Here is an 18,221-nt window from a genome sequence, read left to right on the forward strand (position 1 = left end):
TCCAGTGGGGTCAGGACCAGCGACGGAAGATCAACGAGGTGTTGACGCCGCCGAAGGCAAAGTTGTTGTTCATCACGTATTCATGGCTCATGGCACGCAGGCCACCCTGCAGGTAGTCCAGCTCGCCGCAGCGAGGGTCGACCCGGTCCAGGTTGCAGGTGTGCACGTACAGGTCGCGGTTGAGCATCTCGATGCTGAACCAGGACTCCAGGGCCCCGCAGGCGCCCAGGGTGTGGCCGAGGAAACTCTTCTGCGAGCTGATGGGCATGCGGCTGCCGAACAGGCTGCTGGTGGCCTGGGTCTCGGCGATATCGCCCTGTTCGGTGGCGGTGCCATGGCCATTGACGTAGCCGATGGCGGCGGGCGCCAGGGCGGCGTCCTCCAGCGCCAACTCCATGGCCCGGCGCATGGTGGCCTGCTCCGGGCGGGTGGTGTGCTGGCCATCGGCGTTGCTGCCGAAACCGACGATTTCCGCGTGGATCCGCGCACCCCGGGCCAGGGCGTGCTCCAGCTCTTCCAGGACCAGCATGCCGCCGCCTTCGCCGATCACCAGGCCGTCGCGATCGCAATCGTAGGGCCGCGGGCTGCTGTGGGGCGCGTCATTCTTCAGGCTGGTGGCATACAACGCATCGAACACCATGGCTTCGGTGGGGCACAGCTCTTCGGCGCCGCCGGCGAGCATCAGCGGCAGGCGGCCGAACTTGATTGCCTCATAGGCATAGCCGATGCCCTGGCTGCCGCTGGTGCAGGCGCTGGAGGTGGGGATCAGGCGCCCGGTAAGGCCGAAGAAGATGCTGATATTGGCCGCCGTGGTGTGGGGCATCATGCGCACGTAGGAGTTGGCGTTGAGCCCTTCGGCCACCGAGTTCAGCAGCATGTTGCCGAAGGCCTTGATCTCGTCCGTGCTACCGGTGGACGAGCCGCAGGCCACACCCATGCGCCCATCCTTGATCGAGGGGTCGCCCAGCAGCCCGGCATCGGCCAGTGCCTGTTCGGCGGCGCCGACCGCGAGCCGCGAGACCCGGCCCATGCTGCGCAATTGCTTGCGGGTCCAGTGCCCGGGCACGAGGAAATCGTCGATGGGGCCAGCCAGGCGGGTATTGAGTTCGCTGAACCTGTCCCATTCGTCCATGCGCCGGATCCCGCTGCGGTTGGCGGCGAAGCGCTCGACGATGCTGGCCCAGTCGTTGCCCAGGGAAGTGATGCCGGCCATGCCGGTGACGACCACGCGTTTCATCAGCACAGGCCCCCGTTCACCGCCAGTACCTGGCGGGTGATGTAGGCGGCTTCGGCGGACATCAGGAAGTTCACCGCGCCGGCCACCTCTTCCGGGGTGCCCATGCGCTGCGCCGGGATCATCTTCAGCAGTTCTTCCACCGGCACGTTTTCGTCCAGCATGGCGGTGTCGATCAAGCCCGGGGCCACGCAGTTGACGGTGATCTTGCGCTTGCCCAGTTCGATGGCCAGGGCCTTGGCGGCGCCGATCAGGCCGGCCTTGGACGCGCTGTAGTTGACCTGGCCACGATTGCCGATCAGTCCCGAGACCGAGGTGATGCAAACGATGCGGCCAGGGGCGCGGCGGCGGATCATCGGCATCATCACCGGGTGCAGGACGTTGTAGAAACCATCGAGGTTGGTGCGCAGCACCTGGTCCCAGTCCTCTTCGCCCAGGGCCGGGAAGGCACCGTCGCGAGTCAGGCCGGCGTTGAGTACCACGCCGTAATAGGCGCCATGGGTCTCGACATCGGCTTCCAGTACGGCCTTGCAGGCCGCGCGGTCGCAGACGTCGAATTGCAGGATGCGGGCCTTGCGGCCCAGGGCCTGGACCTCGACCTGGACGGCTTCAGCTTCGCTGCGGCCGCTGCGGCAGTGCAGCACCAGGTCATAGCCGGCCTGGGCCAGACGCAGGGCGATGGCGCGGCCGATGCCACGGCTGGAGCCGGTGACCAGTACGGAGTCAGTCATGACGGGGTTCCTGTAGAGGGGGCAGGTGTTTCCTGCAGGTAATCGGAGACCTGGGGCGGACGGAACACGTTCAGGCGTGCGCTGGCGGTGATGCCGGGCCCATCCAGGTGGCACTCGAACACACCCATGCCGTTGTCGTCCTCGAGGGAGCGCAAGGCATGGATCTGCAGGATGCTGCCGACCGGGAAATGTTCGACATTGCACTGGAATTTGCGGGTGCCCAGGAGGAAGCCCAGTTCCACTGCCTGGCCCTGTTGGCGGGCGCGGCAGCCCGCGTAGGCCGCGACGCTCTGGGCCATCAGCTCGATGCCGACCCATGCCGGCAGGCTGCCGTCGGGGCGGTTGAACAGGCCGCCGGGGCGAACCTCCAGGCGCGTGTGGATCTGTTCTTCATCGAAGTCCAGGACGTGGTCGATGAGGATCATGTCCCCGGCATGGGGCAGCAGTTCGGCGAGGGGCCAGTCAATCATGGGGCACCTCCGATAATCAGGCTGACGTTGTTGCCGCCGAAGGCGAAGGAGTTGCTCATCAGGCGGCGCGGTAAGTGGACGTCCAGGCGGTCGGCTGCGGTCACCCAGCGCAGTGCTGGCAGGGCCGGATCGGCCTGGTTGTCCCAGACGTGGGGCGGCAAGGCCCGGGCGGGATTGTCGGGGCTCAAGGCCAACCAGCAGAACGCCGCTTCAAGGGCTCCGGCGGCACCCAGGGTATGGCCGCTCATGGGTTTGGTCGAAGAGCAGGGCACGCCATCGGGAAACAGCTGCGCCACGGCCAGGCTTTCCATGGCGTCGTTGTGTTGGGTGGCCGTACCGTGCAGGTTCAGATAGCCGATCTGTCCCGGTTCCAGCCCGGCGCTGCGCAGGGCCTGGCGCATGGCTTGCAACGCGCCGCGACCATCGGGGGCCGGCGCGGAAATATGGTAGGCATCGCAGCTGGCACCCGCGCCCAGCAGGGCGCTGGAAGACCCGGGCGTGGGCTCCCGGGTCATCAGGAACAGCGCTGCTGCCTCCCCGATGTTGATGCCGTTGCGATGCTGGGAAAACGGGTTGCAACGCTGGCCGGATACCGCCTCCAGGGCTGAGAAACCGTTGAGGGTGAGTTTGCACAGGCTGTCGACACCGCCGCACAACACCGCGTCGCAGACCCCAAGGTCCAACAGGCGCCGGGCGCTGAGCAGGGCCCGGGCACTGGAGGTGCAGGCGGTGGAGATCACATAGGCCGGACCGCTCAGTTGCAACCAGTCGGCGAGAAAGTTTGCCGGTGCCCCCAGCTCTTGCTGGCGATAGTCGTAGTCTGCGGGGAGCTTGTGGTCCTGCAGGTAACGGGCGATTCCCTGGCTGGCTTCGTCGATCCCCGAGGTGCTGGTGCCCAGGACGATACCGATGCGGGCCTGGCCATAGCGCTGGATGGCCCGGTGGATGTCATCCTCGATCTGTAGCGTGGCCTCCAGCAGCAACTGGTTGTTGCGACTGCGGTGAGCCTCCTGGCCGGCCGGCATGTCGGCCAACGGCCCCTGTATCGCTGCCACCGGCAGGCTGCGACCGGGTACCCATCGGGGCTCCTCGCGCATCCCGGAGCAGTCCCCGGAAAACAGGCTGCGGGCGACTTCACGGCGATTGCGTCCCAGGGCGCAGATCACTCCCAGGGCATTGAGATAAGCGGTCATGGCGTGGCCTCGGCGCTCAACGCGGTGATGTGGTAACGCGGGCCGTCCGTTAGCTCCAGGGTGAAATCCAGCGCCTGTCGATAGTCGACCTGCCAGCGTGGCTCCAGGCGACGCTGGCTGCCCTGTTGGTGGGCATTAGGGTAGCTGTCGGACAATTGCTCCCCGGGCGTCAGGGCGAACAGCAGTGCGGCGAACAGCTCCCGAGCTTGCGGATTGGGCGGCAGCAGGCCGTCGGCCTGCCACTGTCCTGCTACCAGGCGCTGGCGTGCCAGGGGAATGCCCAGGGGGTCCATCAACGACCAACGCAGGGCCTGGCCCTCGGCCTGGACCACCAGCAGCCAGTCCTGGCTCTGGTCCTGGAGTTGTCGCTGCACATGCAGTTGCAACGGCAATGGCAGCGAGGGCGTGTGCTCGGGTAGCGGCGCCCGGCTGGCGCACGCGCCCAGCAACAGGAGACAACCGAGCAGCAGGGCACGGATCATGCGGATGGACCTTGCTCGTCGACAGGGGGATCGAGTGGCTTGCGGGCCACGACATTGACCAGGGTTTCCTCGCGCTGGCCCACCGGCGGCGGCTGGCGCAGGCCAAGGCGTTCCAGCAGACCGAAGTCCTTGGCCCGACTCCACCACAGGTAGGGATAGGACACGTTGTCCTGGGTGAACTCGAAACCTTGCCGGGCAATCATCTGCAGGTACTGACCGGCGCTTTTTTGTACGTGCATCGGGTGGCGGAACAGCCAGCGAATCACCCAGGTGTCGATATAGGCCTCGGTGGATTCGGCGAACAGCAGGTAGCCACCGGGCTTGAGCACCCGATAGAACTCGGCCAGGGCTTTTTCCTGTTCCACCAGGTGGTGGAAGGTCTGGTGGCAGAACAGCAGGTCGACGCTGGCGTCCGCCACTTTCAAGGTGGCGCAATCGCTACCGATCAATTCCACTTCCCACTGCTGGCGCCGGGCTTCCTCGGCGCTGAGCTTGAGGCTATGGGGGTCGGCATCGACACCGATCAGGCGCTTGGGCGCGAACACCTGGTGCAGGTACTGGAAGGACTTGCCCTGGCCGCAGCCGGCATCCAGCAGCACCGGGTTGCGCGGCGGCTCGCCATCGAACAGTGAGCGCAGATCGTTGATAGCCACCCGCAGCACATGGTGCTGCCAGGTATGGCTGCGCAGGAACCAGAAACCGAAGCGGGTTTCCTCGACGTAGCTGTCGCTCAGGAACTGCGGGTTCTGGCCATTCATGCGCAAGCCCTCGCACAGACTTGCGACAGCGCCTTGAGCCGGCGGCGCGGTTCGCTGACGAAGGGATTGCGGGTATCCCAGGCATAGCCGGCGAGGATCGAGCTGATCATGCGGCGGATCTCCTGGGAGCTGCCCGGGTGGTAGATCACATCCTGGAAGGTGCCGGCGTACCAGCCCTCGACGTAGCAGCGGAAAGTGTCCACGCCGCGCTTGAGCGGTTCGGCGAATTCCTCTTCCCAATCCACGCTCTGGCCTTGCAACTGACGGTGCAGCACGCTGGCGGCCATGCTCGCCGAGCGCATGGCGATGGTCACGCCCGAGGAGAACACCGGGTCGAGAAATTCCGCGGCATTGCCCAGCAAGGCGAAGCCCGGGCCGTGCAGGGTACTGACATTGGCCGAGTAGCCACCGATGGTCCGGGCCGGGGTGTCCCACTCGGCGTTTTGCAGGACCCTGGCCAGGCTCGGGGTCTGGGCAATGAAGCCGCGCAGGCAGGCATCCAGGTCGCTATCGCGCCCGGCGAAGTGAGACTCGGCGGCGACCACGCCCACCGAACAGCGCCCGTTGCTGAAGGGAATGCTCCAGAACCAGATGTCGCGGTGTTCCGGATGGGTGGTGATGAGGATCTTGTTGCGATCGAAGTGCTCGCAGTCGATGCGATCCTCGATATGGGTGAACACCGCCCGGCGTACCGGGAAGTTCGAGGGGGCCTCCAGTTGCAGCAAGCGTGGCAAGACCCGGCCGTAGCCACTGGCATCGAGGATGAAGTCGGCCTCGATACGGTACTGGCTGCCGTCTTCGCGGCGACATTCCAGCTGTGGTTGTGCTCGCTCGATGTCCACCGCGATGACTTCCTGTCCATAGCGGATCTGTACCCCTTGCAGGGCCGCCTGGTCGGCCAGCAACTGATCGAAGTCGGCCCGCTGGACCTGGAACGTGGTGGGCTTGCCATTGCTGAAGGTGTCGCCGAAATCGAAGGTACTGTAGTGCTCGCCCCAGGCGAAGGCCGCGCCGTTCTTGAGCTGGAAACCGGCGTCCTGAACGGCCTCGAGCATGCCGGCCTCCTCGACGAAGTCCAGGCAGTGGGACAGCAGGCTTTCGCCGATGGAGAAACGTGGGAAATGTTGGCGCTCGACGATCAGTACGTCGTGGCCCTGGCGCTTGAGCAGCGCGGCCGCGATGGCCCCTGAAGGGCCGGCACCGATCACCACGACCTGGCGACGTTCCATTTCAACTGTTGGCACTAGGGCTCCTTGCCGGTTTGGCGATGTTCAGATTCGAGGAGGCCACGTTCTGCGTGGCCGGAGGTATTCGGTGCAGGCCGGCCAGGGCCGGTAGCAGGGTGGCGATCAGGCCCATGAGCATCAGCGCGAAGTACAGCGCCGGGCTGATCAGTTGCTGTTGCAGCAGCAGGTTGAGAAACACGATCTCGCTCAGGCCGCGGATGTTCAGCAGCAGGCTTTCGTGCCAGCGCCTGGCACCTTCGAAAGACGCGCCGGCCCAGCTCAGGCCCAGCCAGTTGCCCAGCAGCTTGCTGGCGATCGGCAAGAGCAGCAGCGCCAGCAGTTGCACCCAGCCCAGACTGTCCATGGCCCCATGGACATCGATCTGCACGATGCCAAAGGTCAGGATCAGCGGGATGGCGACAAAGGTCTGCAAGCGTTCCATCCAGGCTGCCTTTAACGGCAGCGCCAGCGGTAGCTTGAGGGCCGCCATGCACAGCAGGTAGCCGATACCGAATATCAGGGCATTGAGCCGGTAGTGCTCGGCGACCACCAGCAGGCCGAAGAAGCCCAGGCTGTAGACCATGGAGTGGCGCAGGCCGAGGCGACGCAGCAGCAAGGGCAGGCAGGCGCCGGCCAGGGGCAGTAGCAGGTTGTTCAGCTCCAGGCTGCCCTGGGCCAGGGCGAACAGGCTCCAGCAGGTCAGGTCGATGAGGATCGCGGCCTGCACCAGGCGCCGGGTGGCCCGGGCCGGGTACTGGATATGCCGCAGGTACAGGTAGAGCACCGGAATGGCGGTAATGGCGAACAGCAAGCCCAGCGCCAGGGTGCCCAGCCAGGGTTGCTTCGGTATTAGCCAGGTGGCTGCGGCCAGGCCGCAGGCAAAGGGGAGGCAAAAGCTCGGGAGGGCGATCTTCAGGCTCTGGCGATCCAGGCGCAGGTCGATGACATCGCTCAGGATATGTCCCAGCAGCAGGGCAAAGCCCAGGCTATAGGAGTGCTTGAGCCACGACGGCGCCACCAGTTGCGCACCACTGAGCCCCCAATGGGGCTCGACCCAAAGCAGCATCAGCAGAGGCAGGCCGAAGGTCGCCAGCAGTAGCTGGCTGACGATCGGAATCAGGCCCAGGCGTCGGCCGATGTGCGTGGCCAGGGCGAACAGGGCCAGGACCAGCAGCCAGAACAGGAGGATCAGCACGTTGGTTGCTCGGTGGTGGCTCCCGGATGCGCCCCGTGGCCGGCCCAGGGCGCGAGGATGAAGCTGAACGCCAGCCCCAGGCTCACGGCAAGGCCGAAGTTGCTCACCGCCGGGGTACTGGAGATGGCCAGCAGGCCGAACGACAGCCAGGTCGTCAGGGCTGCCAGCAAGGTACCCAGCAGGCTCACCGCGGCGCCGCCGATCTGCTCGCGCATGAGAATCGCGTAGTCGACGCTGATCGCGGTCACCAGCAACAGGCCGAACAGGCTGAACAGTGTCAGGGGTTGTCCCAGCCAGCCGAGGCTGGCCAGGCTGCACAGGGCCGCCAACAGTGGCAGGGCCACCAGGCGCAGGGCGCCACCGATACCGAAAGGCAGGATCAGCAACAGCACGATCAGTACGCAGGAGGCCAGCTTGAGCTCGGCGGCGCTGACCTGGGTGGCCGCGAACACCCGGTTCAGCTCGCCCAGGCGGTCGACCAGCTGCACTCCGGGCAAGTCGTCGCTCTGCACCCGCAGCAGGGCCGCGTCATTGAGGCCCTGCAGGCTGACCATCGCTGCTACGCCATCGCTCGTTGCTCCCAGCCATAGCGGTCGGTAGGGCTCGGCCAGGGGACCGGCGAGGGCACTGTCGATGTCTTCCACGGGCAACTGTTGCAGCGCTTGGAGTTCGGCCTGCAAGGCGTGTTCCGGTACGCCCAGCTCCAGCAGTGGCTGCCAGAAGCCGGGCAGCTTGCCGAGTGCCGCACGCACGCGCTGTTGGTCCTCGGGAGGGCTGAGTAACTGGTTCAGGCCCAGGTAGCCCTTGAGCTTGCCCAGGCTGACCAATGCCTGGAGGCGCTCATCCAGGGCGTTCAGGCGCTCCAGGAGTTGCTGCTGGTCGCTCGCCCGCACCAGGAAGAACTGGCTGGTGGGCTGATAGCCGGTGATCCGCACGATGGCCTGGGCCTCTTGCAGCAGTTGTGGCGGCGCGCTCACCCACTGGCGGATATCGTTCTTGCTCTGGAGTTGCCACAGGCCGGCGGCACAGAACAGCCCCAGCAGGACCAGCAAGATCGGGCTCGGCACTCGCGCCAGTAGCGCAGCGCGGAGGCGGAGCAGGGCTTCGGCGACCTGCAGTGGCCAGCGTGCCGGGCGTGGCTCGACATGCTTGAGCAGCGCCGGCAGCAGGCACACCGCCGACAGGTAGGCCCCCAGCAGGCCAGCGGCGGAAAACACAGCGATCTGGGTCAGGGCCGGGAAGGGGGTCCAGGCCAGGGCCAGGTAGCCGATGCAACTGGTGACCAGGCTCAGGGTCAGGCCCGGCACGGTCAGGCGCAAGGCCGGCCAGCTGCGCCAGGGATTCAGGCTCCAGCTCTTGGACAGGTAATGCAGGGGATAGTCGACGGCGACCCCGATCAGGCTCGAACCCAGGACCAGGGTCATGACATGCATGTGGCCGAACAGGGCAACGCAGGCCACGGCACCGAACGACATGCCCACCAGCACCGGGACAAAGGCCAGCAGCGCGCGCCAGCGACGAAAGGCCAGGAGCAGCAGCGCCAGGATACCCAGGGTCGCACCACCGCCGACCCAGGTGATTTCCCGCGAGGCTTGTTGTTGTCCGTTGGCGGCATACAGCAAGCCGCTGGCGGCCAATAGCTGCACCTGCTGCGTGGCCGCTTGCTCGCGGCTGTGCTGCAGCAGTTCGGCCACTTGCAGGGGCAGTTGCATGTCGAAAGCGTTGCCGCCGGTATGGGCGCGCAGCAACACCCAATGCTTGCCATCGGCCTCGGCCACCAGGGCACCGCTGCCGACGTCCAGCTGTACCGCACCGTGTTGCGGCTGATTGTTCTGGATGCGCCCGGTCAGGCCCAGCCAGTCATCCTGGCTGGGTACCAGGGTGAAGCCGGCGAAGGGGTCGAACAGGCTCTGTACCCGTTGCCGGATGAAGGCCTGGGGCTGTTCGAGCAGCTGTTGGCGATCCTTGGCCGAGAGCATCGCCAGGCGGCCTTGCAGCAGTTGCTTGCGCAGCGCCGGCAGGTCGGCTTGCAGGTTCCACTGGACCTTGTCGAACAGGCCGCTGGCTTGCCACTGCTCGCCCAGCTCTCGGGCCATGTCCAGCGCCCGTTGGCGTTCGGTATGCCCCACCAGTACCAGGATCTCCCGGTTCAACGGCTCCTGCATACGTTGTTCGGCCTGGAGCTCCAGGGCGTCGGGAGCCGTGCCAGGCACCAGCTCCATGAGATCGGCCGACAGCGGCGCGCCATGGCGCCATTGCCAGGCACCCAGGGCCAGGACCAGCGCCAGCAGGATCAGGAAGCATCGCGGTAACCAGCGCTCACTCGGCAAAGTCATGTTGCTCCGTGTCACTCAGGGGCTGGGCGCTGGTGCTGTCCTGCATGGTCATCACCGTGCGGTCGCCCTGGGTCTCCAGCAGTTCGATGCGCTGCACCAGGCTGCCGCCCTCGATGTTGATCTGGGTGAAGATCTGCTGGAGCAGCAGCGAGCGAGGAATCAGCTGCAACTGCCAGGCTTGCGCGCTGCCTTGCAACTTGAGTTCGAAGTCTCGTTGCAGGCCGCTGCTGTCACCTTGCAGGACGGCGAGGAACAGGCGGTTCTGTTCGGCCCCGGCGCTCTTGCCCGGCAGCATCTGCCAACCTGCGCCGTCGCGTCGGGCGATGCCCTTGGGCGTCATGCGGTAGTCCTGCTGCAGTGGTGTTTGCAACAGCCACAGCAGGCCATGGTTCCTGGCCAGGACGAAGTGGCCCTTGCTGGTCAGTGGCTGGGCCAGGGCCCGCAGGTGTTTTTCCTGGATGAAGCGGCCATGGATCACCTCCGGCCGCGCTAGCTGGTCGCTCAGCTGTTGCAGATCGAAGGCCTGGGCCTGGGAGGACAGGCCCAGCACCAGCAGGCAGGCCAGTAGCAAGGGTTTGCAGAAATTCATGGCAGCAGGCGCTCCACGGCGTCGGTGAATACCTTGGGTGAAGCCAGCTGCATTTCCCGGCTGGCGATGTCCACGGCCACTTGCACCGAACTGGCGCGGGTCAGGCGTTCGCCGCTGGCCTGGTCGGTGATCAGGTAGTTGATCTTCAGGCGGTGCTCCCATTCCACCAGGCTGGCGCGCACGTTCAGGGTCTGGCCGAACACCGCGCCACGCACGTAGCGCAATTGCAGGTCGATCACCGGCCAGGCGTAGCCGGAATCGCGCATTTGCTCGTAGTTGTGCCCGAGCTTGTCCAGCAGGGCACAGCGGGCGACCTCCAGGTACTTGACGTAGTGCCCGTGCCAGACCACGTGCATGGTGTCGATGTCGAAGAACGGCACCAGGATCTGGGTATCGGCATATATCGCTCCCTGGCTACGCATGCAGCCTCCAGTGCCGGTTGGCGATGCGTTGCAGGCACAGGCGCAATTCGCCTTCCAGGGCCCGGTCCTCGATCACCGGGGGGAAGTCCTCGGCCAGTTGCCGCTGCATGGTCGCGAGGGCCGGAGGCAGGGGCCGGGCATCGGCTTCTCGGCTGCGCAGCCAGACGCCCTGGTTGGCGGCCAGCAGGCTCGCGGCGGCCACTTGTTCGGTGAGTTCCAGCACACGAATGGCGTCCCGGGCGGCGATGGTGCCCATGCTCACCTTGTCCTGGTTGTGGCATTCGGTGGAGCGCGAGAACACGCTGGCCGGCAGGGTGTTCTTCAAGGCTTCGGCCGTCCAGGCGCTGGCGCCGATCTGTACCGCCTTGAAACCGTGGTTGAGCATCGCTCGCTCAGCGCCCGCGCCAGACAGGTTGCTCGGCAGGCCATGGTTGTAGCGCACGTCCACCAGCAGTGCCAGTTGGCGGTCGAGCAGGTCGGCAACGTTGGCCACCAGGTTCTTCAGGCTGTCCATGGCGAAGGCGATATGCCCGCCGTAGAAGTGCCCGCCGTGGAGTACGCGCTCGGCCTCGGCATCGATGATCGGGTTGTCGTTGGCGCTATTGAGCTCCGTCTCGATGAACGAGCGCAGCCAGCCCAGGCTGTCGCCCAGCACGCCCAGTACATGGGGCGCGCAGCGCAGGGAATAGCGGTCCTGGAGGCGGTGCAGGGGCGCAGCAGGCGCGTCTATCGCCAGGTCCTGGCGCAACCAGGCTGCCACTTGCATCTGCCCCGGATGGGGCTTGGCAGCAAACAGGCGTTCATCGAAGTGCTCTGGATTGCCTTGCAGGGCCACCACGTTCAGCGCCGTGATACGGGTTGCCAGGTGCAGCAGGTAGTCCGCGCGAGCGAAAGCCAGGCAAGCCAGGCCGGTCATCACTGCCGTGCCGTTCATCAGCGCCAGGGCTTCCTTGGGTCGCAGTACCAACGGCTCCCAGCCCAGCTCGCGGTGGACGTCGGCCGACTCGCGGCGTTCGCCACGAAACAGCACCTGGCGTTCGCCGGACAAGGTCGCGGCCACGTAGGACAGCGGCGTCAGGTCGCCGCTGGCGCCCACCGAGCCCTCTTCCGGGATCAGCGGCAGGACGTCCTGGTCGAGGAAGGCTTGCAGGCGTTCCAGCAGTTCCACGCGGACCCCGGAGACGCCTTGGCACAGTGACTGCAAGCGAGCGGCGAGGACGGCGCGGGTGGCCTGTGGATCGAGCAGTTGGCCAAGGCCGCAGCCGTGGAAGGTGTACAGATGGCGGGGCAGGGCCTCGACATGTTCCAGTGGCACCGCCACCACGCATGAGTCGCCATAGCCGGTGGTCACGCCGTAGATCACCCCTTCCTTGTCCAAGAGGGAGTCGAGGAACTGCGCACCCTTGGCAATGCCCCGGCGCCAGTCGGCGTCGCTTTGCAGGCGCGTCGGTACCTGGCGGTTGGCCAGGGCCAGCACGTCTTCGATGCGCAAGGGGTGTTCGCCGAAGGTTACCGGCTCATGGGTCGAGGTTGTCATCGGTTTTCCAGAATGGGTAGAAGTTGAACCATTGTTGCGGGGCTTTTAGGCAGTATTGGCCCAGGCGCTCGGCGTAGCGGGCGGTCCACTGGGCGATCACTTGCTGGCGGTCGCTGCGCTTCCACTGCACGGCTTGGGCAAAGGGTTCGAGGATCACCTGGTAACGGCCCTGGTGCTTGAGGCACAGCAGCAGGTTGACCGGGCACTTGAGCAGTCCGGCCAGCAGCCAGGGGCCCTGGGGAAAGGCCGCGGGGTGGCCGAGAAAGTCCACCCGCACATTGCGTCCGCCATGCAGGGGGACGCGGTCGCCGGCGATGGCCAGCCATTCGCCGCGCTCCAGGCGTTGGCTCAGTTGCAGCATGGTCGCCGGGTCCAGCTCGCTGACCTGGATCAGCCGCAGGTTGCTGGCCCCGACCTCGCCCAGAAGGCGGTTGAAGCGCTCGGCGTGCCGAGTGTGCACCAGGACGTTCATGGTCACTTGCTCGCCAAGCTCGGCCAGCGCCCGGCAGACTTCCAGGTTGCCCAGGTGCGCGCCCACCAGCAGTTGGCCACGCTCGCTGCGCAGTTGCTGGCGTAGGTCGGCCGGATCGACGATCTCGATCTGTTCCAGGCGCAGCTTGCCGTTCCATACATCGAGCTTGTCCAGCAGGGCATCGGCAAATGCCATGAACTGGCCGAACACCCGACGCTGGCTGGGCAGCAGGTCGTCGCGCCCGGCAAAGCGGGCCAGGCGCTCCTGGTACTGCCAGATACTGCGGCGGGCGCTGCGTCCGAACAGGAAGAAATAGAACACGATGGCGTACAGCAGCGGGCTCAGCACACGGCGTCCCAGGACCCGTACGCCGAAGGCGGTGAGCTTCATCAGCCAGAAGCTGCCGCGCTCGCGATGCTCGGCCCAATGCCTGCTGGAGGGTTCCTGGCTCATGGACGCCACCGGCGCCAGAGGATCAGCGGCAAGCGCACCAGCATGCCGAAGAACAGCTTGGCGTGCATTTTGGAAATCAGCGCGTTGTCGTGCCACAGGCGAAAGTGCGAGAGGCCGTCCTGGGGATAGTGGACCCGGGTCGGCAGCCAGAGCATGGCCTGGTTGCGCCAGGACAGGCGCACGAGAATCTCCGGGTCGAAATCCATGCGCCGGCCCAGTGCCACGGAGTCGAGCAGCTCCAGGGTCGGGGCCAGCGGGTAGACCCTGAAGCCGCACATGGAGTCGGGAATCTGCAGCGACAGGCTGTTGATCCAGACCCAGATGTGGGTCAGGTAGCGGGCATACAAGCGCCCCTTGGGCACGCTGGCGTCGTACTGTGGATAACCGCAGACCAGGGCCTGGGGCGCAAGGCGTGAGTGCTGGATGAAGTTATCCACATCCGTCAGGTCGTGCTGGCCATCGGCATCCACTTGCAGGGCATGGCTGAAACCCAGGTGCGCCGCCTCCCGCAGCCCGGCCATGACCGCGCCGCCCTTGCCCTGGTTGATCGCCAGGCGGACCAGGAACACCTGCTCGCGACCTGCCAATTGTTCCAGTACTGCGGCGCATGGCTGGCTGCTGGCATCGTCCACCAGGACGCAAGGCACCCCCCGGGCCAGGAGCGCCTCCACGACCGCTGGTACGGCGGTTTCATGGTTGTAGACCGGAATCACCGCACAAGGGTTATGCACAGGCGTGCTGGCCGATGATTTATCCACAGGCTGGCTCCAGGACAATACGTCCACTGGAGCAGGGGGCGCCGTCATTGAGGTAGGCGAAGTACAGCTTCTGCCGTTGGGCGTCGAAGCGCAGGTGCAGTTCGATGCGATCGCCCGGGCGGACCAGTTGCTGGAACTTCAGCACTTCCATGCCGGCAAAGCGTTCCGGCAGCTCAAGCAACTGCTGGCCCAGGGCCAGGGCCCAATCCACTTGCACCACCCCAGGCAGGACCGGGGTCAGGGGGAAGTGGCCGCTGAAGTAGGCCAGGTCCGGGGGAATGGCCAGTTGCAGGCGCCATTCGTCTGCATGGCGTACCCGCTCCAGCACTTCGGGGTGCTGCGGGCGCGGTGCCTCAAGCAGGGCCTGGACCTGCGCCTGGGGGAGCTTGCCCTGGGCGTTGAGTGGCAATTGGCGGAGCAGGCGCCAGCGTCGAGGCAGGGCCAGGGCTTCGCAATGTTGCGCCAGGTGCTGGCGCAGGGCCTGGGTCAGGTTGCGCCGGCCCTGGTTGCGCAAGGCGTGGAGGCCCGGCTCGCTCAGTACCAGCAGGGCACCCAGGTAGGCGCGGTTTTCCTCGATCACCCCCAGCCGTGCTTCCGCGACCCAGGCATGGCGTTCCAGGGCCTGCTCCAGCATGGGCAGGGAAATGCGTTTTTCCTCCAGCTTGACGATGCGGTCCAGGCGACCCAGCAGTTCGAAGCGGCCATCGGTGGCAATCCGTGCGGCGTCGGCGCTGTGCTCGACATGCCCGGCTGGCAGGTAGGGCGAGGTGATCAGCAGGGCTCCGTCGGCATCCAGGCTCAGGCCGACCTCGGCGAACGGCTGCCACAGCGCCTGGCCCTGGCGCCAGGCAATGCCGCCGGTTTCCGAACTGCCGAGGATCTCGGTGGGCCATTGTCCCAGCCGTTGTTGCAGGCTGCTGGCCGCATCCGCCGGCAAGGCGCCGCCGGAAGAGAACACCCGCCGCACCTGGCTCAGGGCCGGCCAGTCGAGATTGTCGCCCATGCGCTTGAGCAGGGCGGGGCTGGCGACCCAGGCAAACGCCGGGCACTCGCGGCTGGCTCGCTGCAGGTCCTCGGGGAAAGGCAACTGGCGCCGCATGAACGGGCGTCCGGCGCACAGCGGCCAGAGCACGCGAAACAGCAAGCCATAGATGTGTTGGGTGGCGACACTGCCAATGATCCAGGCCTGGCCAAGGTCGTTGCCCCAGAGTCGCTCCAGGGCCTGCACTTCATTGGCCAGTTGTCGCAGGGTCTTGTCGATGCGCTTGGGTTCGCCGCTGGAGCCCGAGGTGCACAGGCTCAGTCGACAACGGTCGAGATCGAGTTCGGTCGCAGCCAGCGGGCTGGCCTGCATCGGTTGCCAAGGGGTGTCGTGGTCGGTCAGCCACAGGTCGACATCCGCCGCCCAGCGCTGGCGGGTCTGGGCTTGCAGGTCGGCCGGCAGCAACACACTGGCCCCGGCGCGCCAGGCACCGAGCAGGGCCACCGCCAGTTCCACGGCATCTTCCAGGTAGATCGCTACCCGCTTGATGCCGCGTTGTTCCAGGGCTGCGGCCAGGCTCAAGGCCTGTTCCTGCAGGCGCTGCAGGTCGATGCCGGGATGGGCGCTGACCGGCCGTGGGCTGTGCGTCTTGAGCAGCAGTTGCTCAAGGGGAATCCAGTTCATCTACGGCCTCGTACCCGTTGTCGTAAAAGCCATTCAATGGCAAACAGCAAGCCCATCAACCCATAGGCGATCAGGCCGTTGTACAACGTCCACCAACTCAGCGGTGCCCAGAGCGTCAGGGCGGCGGCGAGCGCGCCATTGCAGAGGAAGAACAGGCTCCAGGCGATGGTTACCTGGCGGGTGTAGCGTATGGCTTTCTCCGGCAGGTCCGGTTCGCTGAGGCGGGCCAGGCGCTCGGCCACTGGCGGTCCGTACTTCAGGCTGAGGCCGAAGAGGCCGAGCATGAAGCTGCTGATCAGTACCGGGTACCAGCGCAGTAGCCCGGGGTGATCGAACCACGCCAGCAGCAGGCAGAAGATAATGGCCATGGCCGCCATCCACCGGCTGCCGCGATCGCGTCCGCCCGTCAAGGCACGGGCCAGCCACAGGCTGCCCAGCAACAGGCCGAACTGCCATGGCGCGAAATGCTCCATGCCCAAGTACACGGCGAAGGGGTAAAGCAGGCCGGCCAGCAACAAGCCCAGGCCGATCAGTCGGCTCATGCCGCCGGCTGGACCAGGCGATACACCGCCTCGACCACATCGTTGACGGTACGCACCGACTTGAATTCCTCGGCGGCGATTTTCTTGCCGGTCTGGCGCTTGATGTGGTCGATCAGGTCGACGGCGTCGATGCTGTCGATTTCCAGGTCCTGGTACAGGTTGGACTCCAGGCTGATGCTGGCGGGCTCCAGCTCGAAGAGCTCGACCAGGGCGTCGCGCAGGGTGTTGAAGATGTCGTCACGGGTTTGCATGGTCGGTTCTCAAGCTGCCTGTTTTGCGCTGACGAACGCCGCAAGGCTCGCCACGTTGCTGAAATGGTTGCGGGTGTCCTTGGCGTCGGCATCGATCTTGATGCCGTACTTCTTCTGGATCGCCAGGCCCAGCTCCAGGGCGTCCACCGAGTCCAGGCCGAGGCCTTCGCCGAACAGCGTCTGCTCGTTGTCGATGTCCTGGGCACTGATGTCTTCCAGGCCCAGGGCGTCGATGATCAGCAGTTTGATTTCAAGAATCAGGTCCGGGTGTGTATCGCTCATCTCTGGCGAGCTCCTTGGTGAAATAGTGGTGCAAGTGCTCATTGAGCTTGCGCGAAGCCTGGGGCGCGGGCCCCTGGGCTGCAAAGGTCTGTGGGTCTATATCGGCACCGACGTGAAAACTGAAGTGCACGCGGCGCTGCGGGATTCGGTACCAGGGTTCGGCCTTGGTCAGGGTGCTGGGGCTGACCTTGATCACCACCGGGGTGATCACTCTGGCACCGCGCAGGGCGATTGCCGCGGCTCCCCGATGAAAGGTCGGGGCCTGGCCTGGCTGGGTGCGGGTGCCTTCAGGGAAGACGATCAGCGTCTGGCCTTCGTGCAGTGCCTGGGAGGCGCCATCGAGCATGTCCAGGCTGCCATCGTTGCTGATGTACTGTGCGGCGCGCACCGGGCCCCGGGTGAAGGGGTTGTTCCAGAGGCTTTCCTTGACCACGCAGTTGGCATCGCGGACCAGGCCGATCAGGAACACCACGTCGATCAGCGATGGGTGGTTGGCGATGATCATTTGTCCCGGGCGTCCGAGCTGTTCGGCGCCCTGGACGTCATGGGTGAGCACCCCGCTGCGCGCCATGAAGCGGATGAACAGCCAGAACAACCGGCTGACCGTCTTGCGCGCACGCAGGCGCTGGCGCCGGGCATCGCCGGGCAGGCAGGCAAGCAGGGGGAAAATCACCAGGCGCAGGCATAAACCACCTAGTCCGAACAGTGCGAAGCTCAGGGCCGTGGCCAGCAGGCGCCAGAGATAGGCGTCGCGGCCCTTGGTGCCTACCGGTTGCGTTGCCAGGTCCATACGCGACTCATCCAGGCATGTTGGCATTGATGCTGCGCACCGATCAGGGCGCGCAACAGGTTCAGGGCGTGGGGCCAGGGAGCCCTGGGGAGCTGGCCATCGTGGTGGCCCAGGGACAGTTGCCAGTCGTCGCCCGGGGTCAGCAGCAAGCCCAGGGCGTAGGGAAATGGCACGTCGTCGATCCAGTCGGCGTACACGGGCGGTGGTTGTTCCTCGGCAATCACCAGCAGCACGTGGGGGGCGCCCTCGGACAGCAACGCCGCGGCTTCCAGCAGGCCGTGCTCAAGGCCGTCGCCGGCGGCCGCCAGGGCCGACATCTCGCTGGTTTCGCCGCGCATGATGGACCACAGGCCGATCACTGCGTTGTGCACCGAAAGGCTGAACTGCGTGGGGGACAGCGGCTGTTCGGCGGCCAGGTCGCTGAGAATCTCGAAGGTCCGCGGGGTTTCGCCGTGACGGGAAATGAACACCAGGGGCAGTTGCTCAAGGCCTTCGGCCAGGGGCCAGCCCACGCTGAACGCCATGCGCGCCAGGCGGCTGAGACGGCGCCGCTGCATGGCGGGCAGGAAGGACACGTCGGGGGCACTATCGCTGGTTTCGGGCAGGGCCGGATGTTGGCCCCATGCCTGCCAGGCGTCCACGCTTTCGAGCCCGGGGGCCCAAGCACGCCATTGGGCGATATTGAACTTGATCAATTGGTTCATCCCGCCCCTGCGGGCTTCCTTGATGTGGTGCAGTGCTTGGAAATACTGACTGACCGGGGGACGCGAGTGCGTCGGTGGCGCGCATTATCCCGGTGCGACTGGCTTGTAGCAAATGCTGGTTGGGCTGTTG

Annotated in this window: 20 protein-coding genes; all 20 read right to left on the reverse strand. The window is 65.9% G+C overall.

The annotated features are described in order from the left end of the window. Window positions 1-10 precede the first annotated feature (10 nt). The 20 genes from I9018_RS02365 to I9018_RS02460 are packed head-to-tail and all read right to left on the reverse strand — an operon-like array spanning window position 11 to window position 18,091. Window positions 11-1,237, reverse strand: a complete 1,227-nt coding sequence (locus tag I9018_RS02365; RefSeq protein WP_068578669.1) for a beta-ketoacyl-ACP synthase — start codon at window positions 1,235-1,237, stop codon at window positions 11-13. Further along, window positions 1,237-1,965 carry a 3-oxoacyl-ACP reductase FabG gene (fabG, locus tag I9018_RS02370; RefSeq protein ID WP_068578667.1) on the reverse strand — a complete coding sequence of 243 codons (729 nt, stop codon included), beginning with the start codon at window positions 1,963-1,965 and terminating at the stop codon, window positions 1,237-1,239. The genes I9018_RS02365 and fabG overlap by 1 nt, the downstream gene beginning before the upstream one ends. Continuing rightward, a complete protein-coding gene (locus I9018_RS02375; protein WP_068578665.1) occupies window positions 1,962-2,435 on the reverse strand; it encodes a hotdog family protein in 474 nt (157 codons plus the stop codon). Before I9018_RS02375 ends, fabG begins: the two co-directional genes overlap by 4 nt. After that, window positions 2,432-3,628 (reverse strand): beta-ketoacyl-[acyl-carrier-protein] synthase family protein, encoded by a 1,197-nt coding sequence (locus tag I9018_RS02380; RefSeq protein WP_241108645.1) that lies wholly within the window; start codon window positions 3,626-3,628, stop codon window positions 2,432-2,434. Before I9018_RS02380 ends, I9018_RS02375 begins: the two co-directional genes overlap by 4 nt. Continuing rightward, a complete protein-coding gene (locus I9018_RS02385) occupies window positions 3,625-4,110 on the reverse strand; it encodes a DUF3261 domain-containing protein (RefSeq protein ID WP_124345572.1) in 486 nt (161 codons plus the stop codon). The genes I9018_RS02380 and I9018_RS02385 overlap by 4 nt, the downstream gene beginning before the upstream one ends. Beyond that, window positions 4,107-4,868 carry a class I SAM-dependent methyltransferase gene (locus tag I9018_RS02390; protein WP_241108646.1) on the reverse strand — a complete coding sequence of 254 codons (762 nt, stop codon included), beginning with the start codon at window positions 4,866-4,868 and terminating at the stop codon, window positions 4,107-4,109. The genes I9018_RS02385 and I9018_RS02390 overlap by 4 nt, the downstream gene beginning before the upstream one ends. Beyond that, window positions 4,865-6,112 (reverse strand): NAD(P)/FAD-dependent oxidoreductase, encoded by a 1,248-nt coding sequence (locus tag I9018_RS02395; RefSeq protein ID WP_241108647.1) that lies wholly within the window; start codon window positions 6,110-6,112, stop codon window positions 4,865-4,867. The genes I9018_RS02390 and I9018_RS02395 overlap by 4 nt, the downstream gene beginning before the upstream one ends. Further along, window positions 6,099-7,289 (reverse strand): sodium:proton antiporter, encoded by a 1,191-nt coding sequence (locus I9018_RS02400; protein ID WP_241108648.1) that lies wholly within the window; start codon window positions 7,287-7,289, stop codon window positions 6,099-6,101. The genes I9018_RS02395 and I9018_RS02400 overlap by 14 nt, the downstream gene beginning before the upstream one ends. Further along, entirely contained in the window at window positions 7,283-9,625 is a 2,343-nt protein-coding gene (locus I9018_RS02405) for an MMPL family transporter (RefSeq protein ID WP_241108649.1), read from the reverse strand. Before I9018_RS02405 ends, I9018_RS02400 begins: the two co-directional genes overlap by 7 nt. After that, entirely contained in the window at window positions 9,609-10,214 is a 606-nt protein-coding gene (locus tag I9018_RS02410) for an outer membrane lipoprotein carrier protein LolA (RefSeq protein WP_241108650.1), read from the reverse strand. The genes I9018_RS02405 and I9018_RS02410 overlap by 17 nt, the downstream gene beginning before the upstream one ends. Continuing rightward, window positions 10,211-10,636: an acyl-CoA thioesterase gene (locus I9018_RS02415; RefSeq protein ID WP_068578649.1), complete on the reverse strand. Its 426-nt coding sequence runs from the start codon at window positions 10,634-10,636 to the stop codon at window positions 10,211-10,213. The genes I9018_RS02410 and I9018_RS02415 overlap by 4 nt, the downstream gene beginning before the upstream one ends. Next, window positions 10,629-12,173 carry an aromatic amino acid ammonia-lyase gene (locus tag I9018_RS02420; protein WP_241108651.1) on the reverse strand — a complete coding sequence of 515 codons (1,545 nt, stop codon included), beginning with the start codon at window positions 12,171-12,173 and terminating at the stop codon, window positions 10,629-10,631. Before I9018_RS02420 ends, I9018_RS02415 begins: the two co-directional genes overlap by 8 nt. Next, a complete protein-coding gene (locus tag I9018_RS02425) occupies window positions 12,154-13,098 on the reverse strand; it encodes a glycosyl transferase (protein WP_241108652.1) in 945 nt (314 codons plus the stop codon). Before I9018_RS02425 ends, I9018_RS02420 begins: the two co-directional genes overlap by 20 nt. Further along, a complete protein-coding gene (locus I9018_RS02430) occupies window positions 13,095-13,829 on the reverse strand; it encodes a glycosyltransferase family 2 protein (protein WP_124348310.1) in 735 nt (244 codons plus the stop codon). Before I9018_RS02430 ends, I9018_RS02425 begins: the two co-directional genes overlap by 4 nt. Before the next feature lie 19 nt (window positions 13,830-13,848). Further along, window positions 13,849-15,522: an acyl-CoA synthetase family protein gene (locus I9018_RS02435; protein ID WP_241108653.1), complete on the reverse strand. Its 1,674-nt coding sequence runs from the start codon at window positions 15,520-15,522 to the stop codon at window positions 13,849-13,851. Further along, window positions 15,519-16,064 (reverse strand): hypothetical protein, encoded by a 546-nt coding sequence (locus tag I9018_RS02440; protein ID WP_124345577.1) that lies wholly within the window; start codon window positions 16,062-16,064, stop codon window positions 15,519-15,521. The genes I9018_RS02435 and I9018_RS02440 overlap by 4 nt, the downstream gene beginning before the upstream one ends. Beyond that, a complete protein-coding gene (locus tag I9018_RS02445) occupies window positions 16,061-16,315 on the reverse strand; it encodes an acyl carrier protein (protein WP_068578636.1) in 255 nt (84 codons plus the stop codon). The genes I9018_RS02440 and I9018_RS02445 overlap by 4 nt, the downstream gene beginning before the upstream one ends. A 9-nt stretch (window positions 16,316-16,324) precedes the next feature. After that, window positions 16,325-16,597 carry a phosphopantetheine-binding protein gene (locus tag I9018_RS02450; protein WP_068578634.1) on the reverse strand — a complete coding sequence of 91 codons (273 nt, stop codon included), beginning with the start codon at window positions 16,595-16,597 and terminating at the stop codon, window positions 16,325-16,327. Continuing rightward, window positions 16,566-17,387, reverse strand: a complete 822-nt coding sequence (locus I9018_RS02455) for a lysophospholipid acyltransferase family protein (RefSeq protein ID WP_241108654.1) — start codon at window positions 17,385-17,387, stop codon at window positions 16,566-16,568. The genes I9018_RS02450 and I9018_RS02455 overlap by 32 nt, the downstream gene beginning before the upstream one ends. Continuing rightward, window positions 17,363-18,091, reverse strand: a complete 729-nt coding sequence (locus I9018_RS02460; RefSeq protein ID WP_241108655.1) for a beta-ketoacyl synthase chain length factor — start codon at window positions 18,089-18,091, stop codon at window positions 17,363-17,365. The genes I9018_RS02455 and I9018_RS02460 overlap by 25 nt, the downstream gene beginning before the upstream one ends. Window positions 18,092-18,221 lie beyond the last annotated feature (130 nt).

The sequence above is a fragment of the Pseudomonas sp. MPFS genome (assembly GCF_022537035.1).
Taxonomy (GTDB): Bacteria; Pseudomonadota; Gammaproteobacteria; order Pseudomonadales; family Pseudomonadaceae; genus Aquipseudomonas; species Aquipseudomonas sessilinigenes.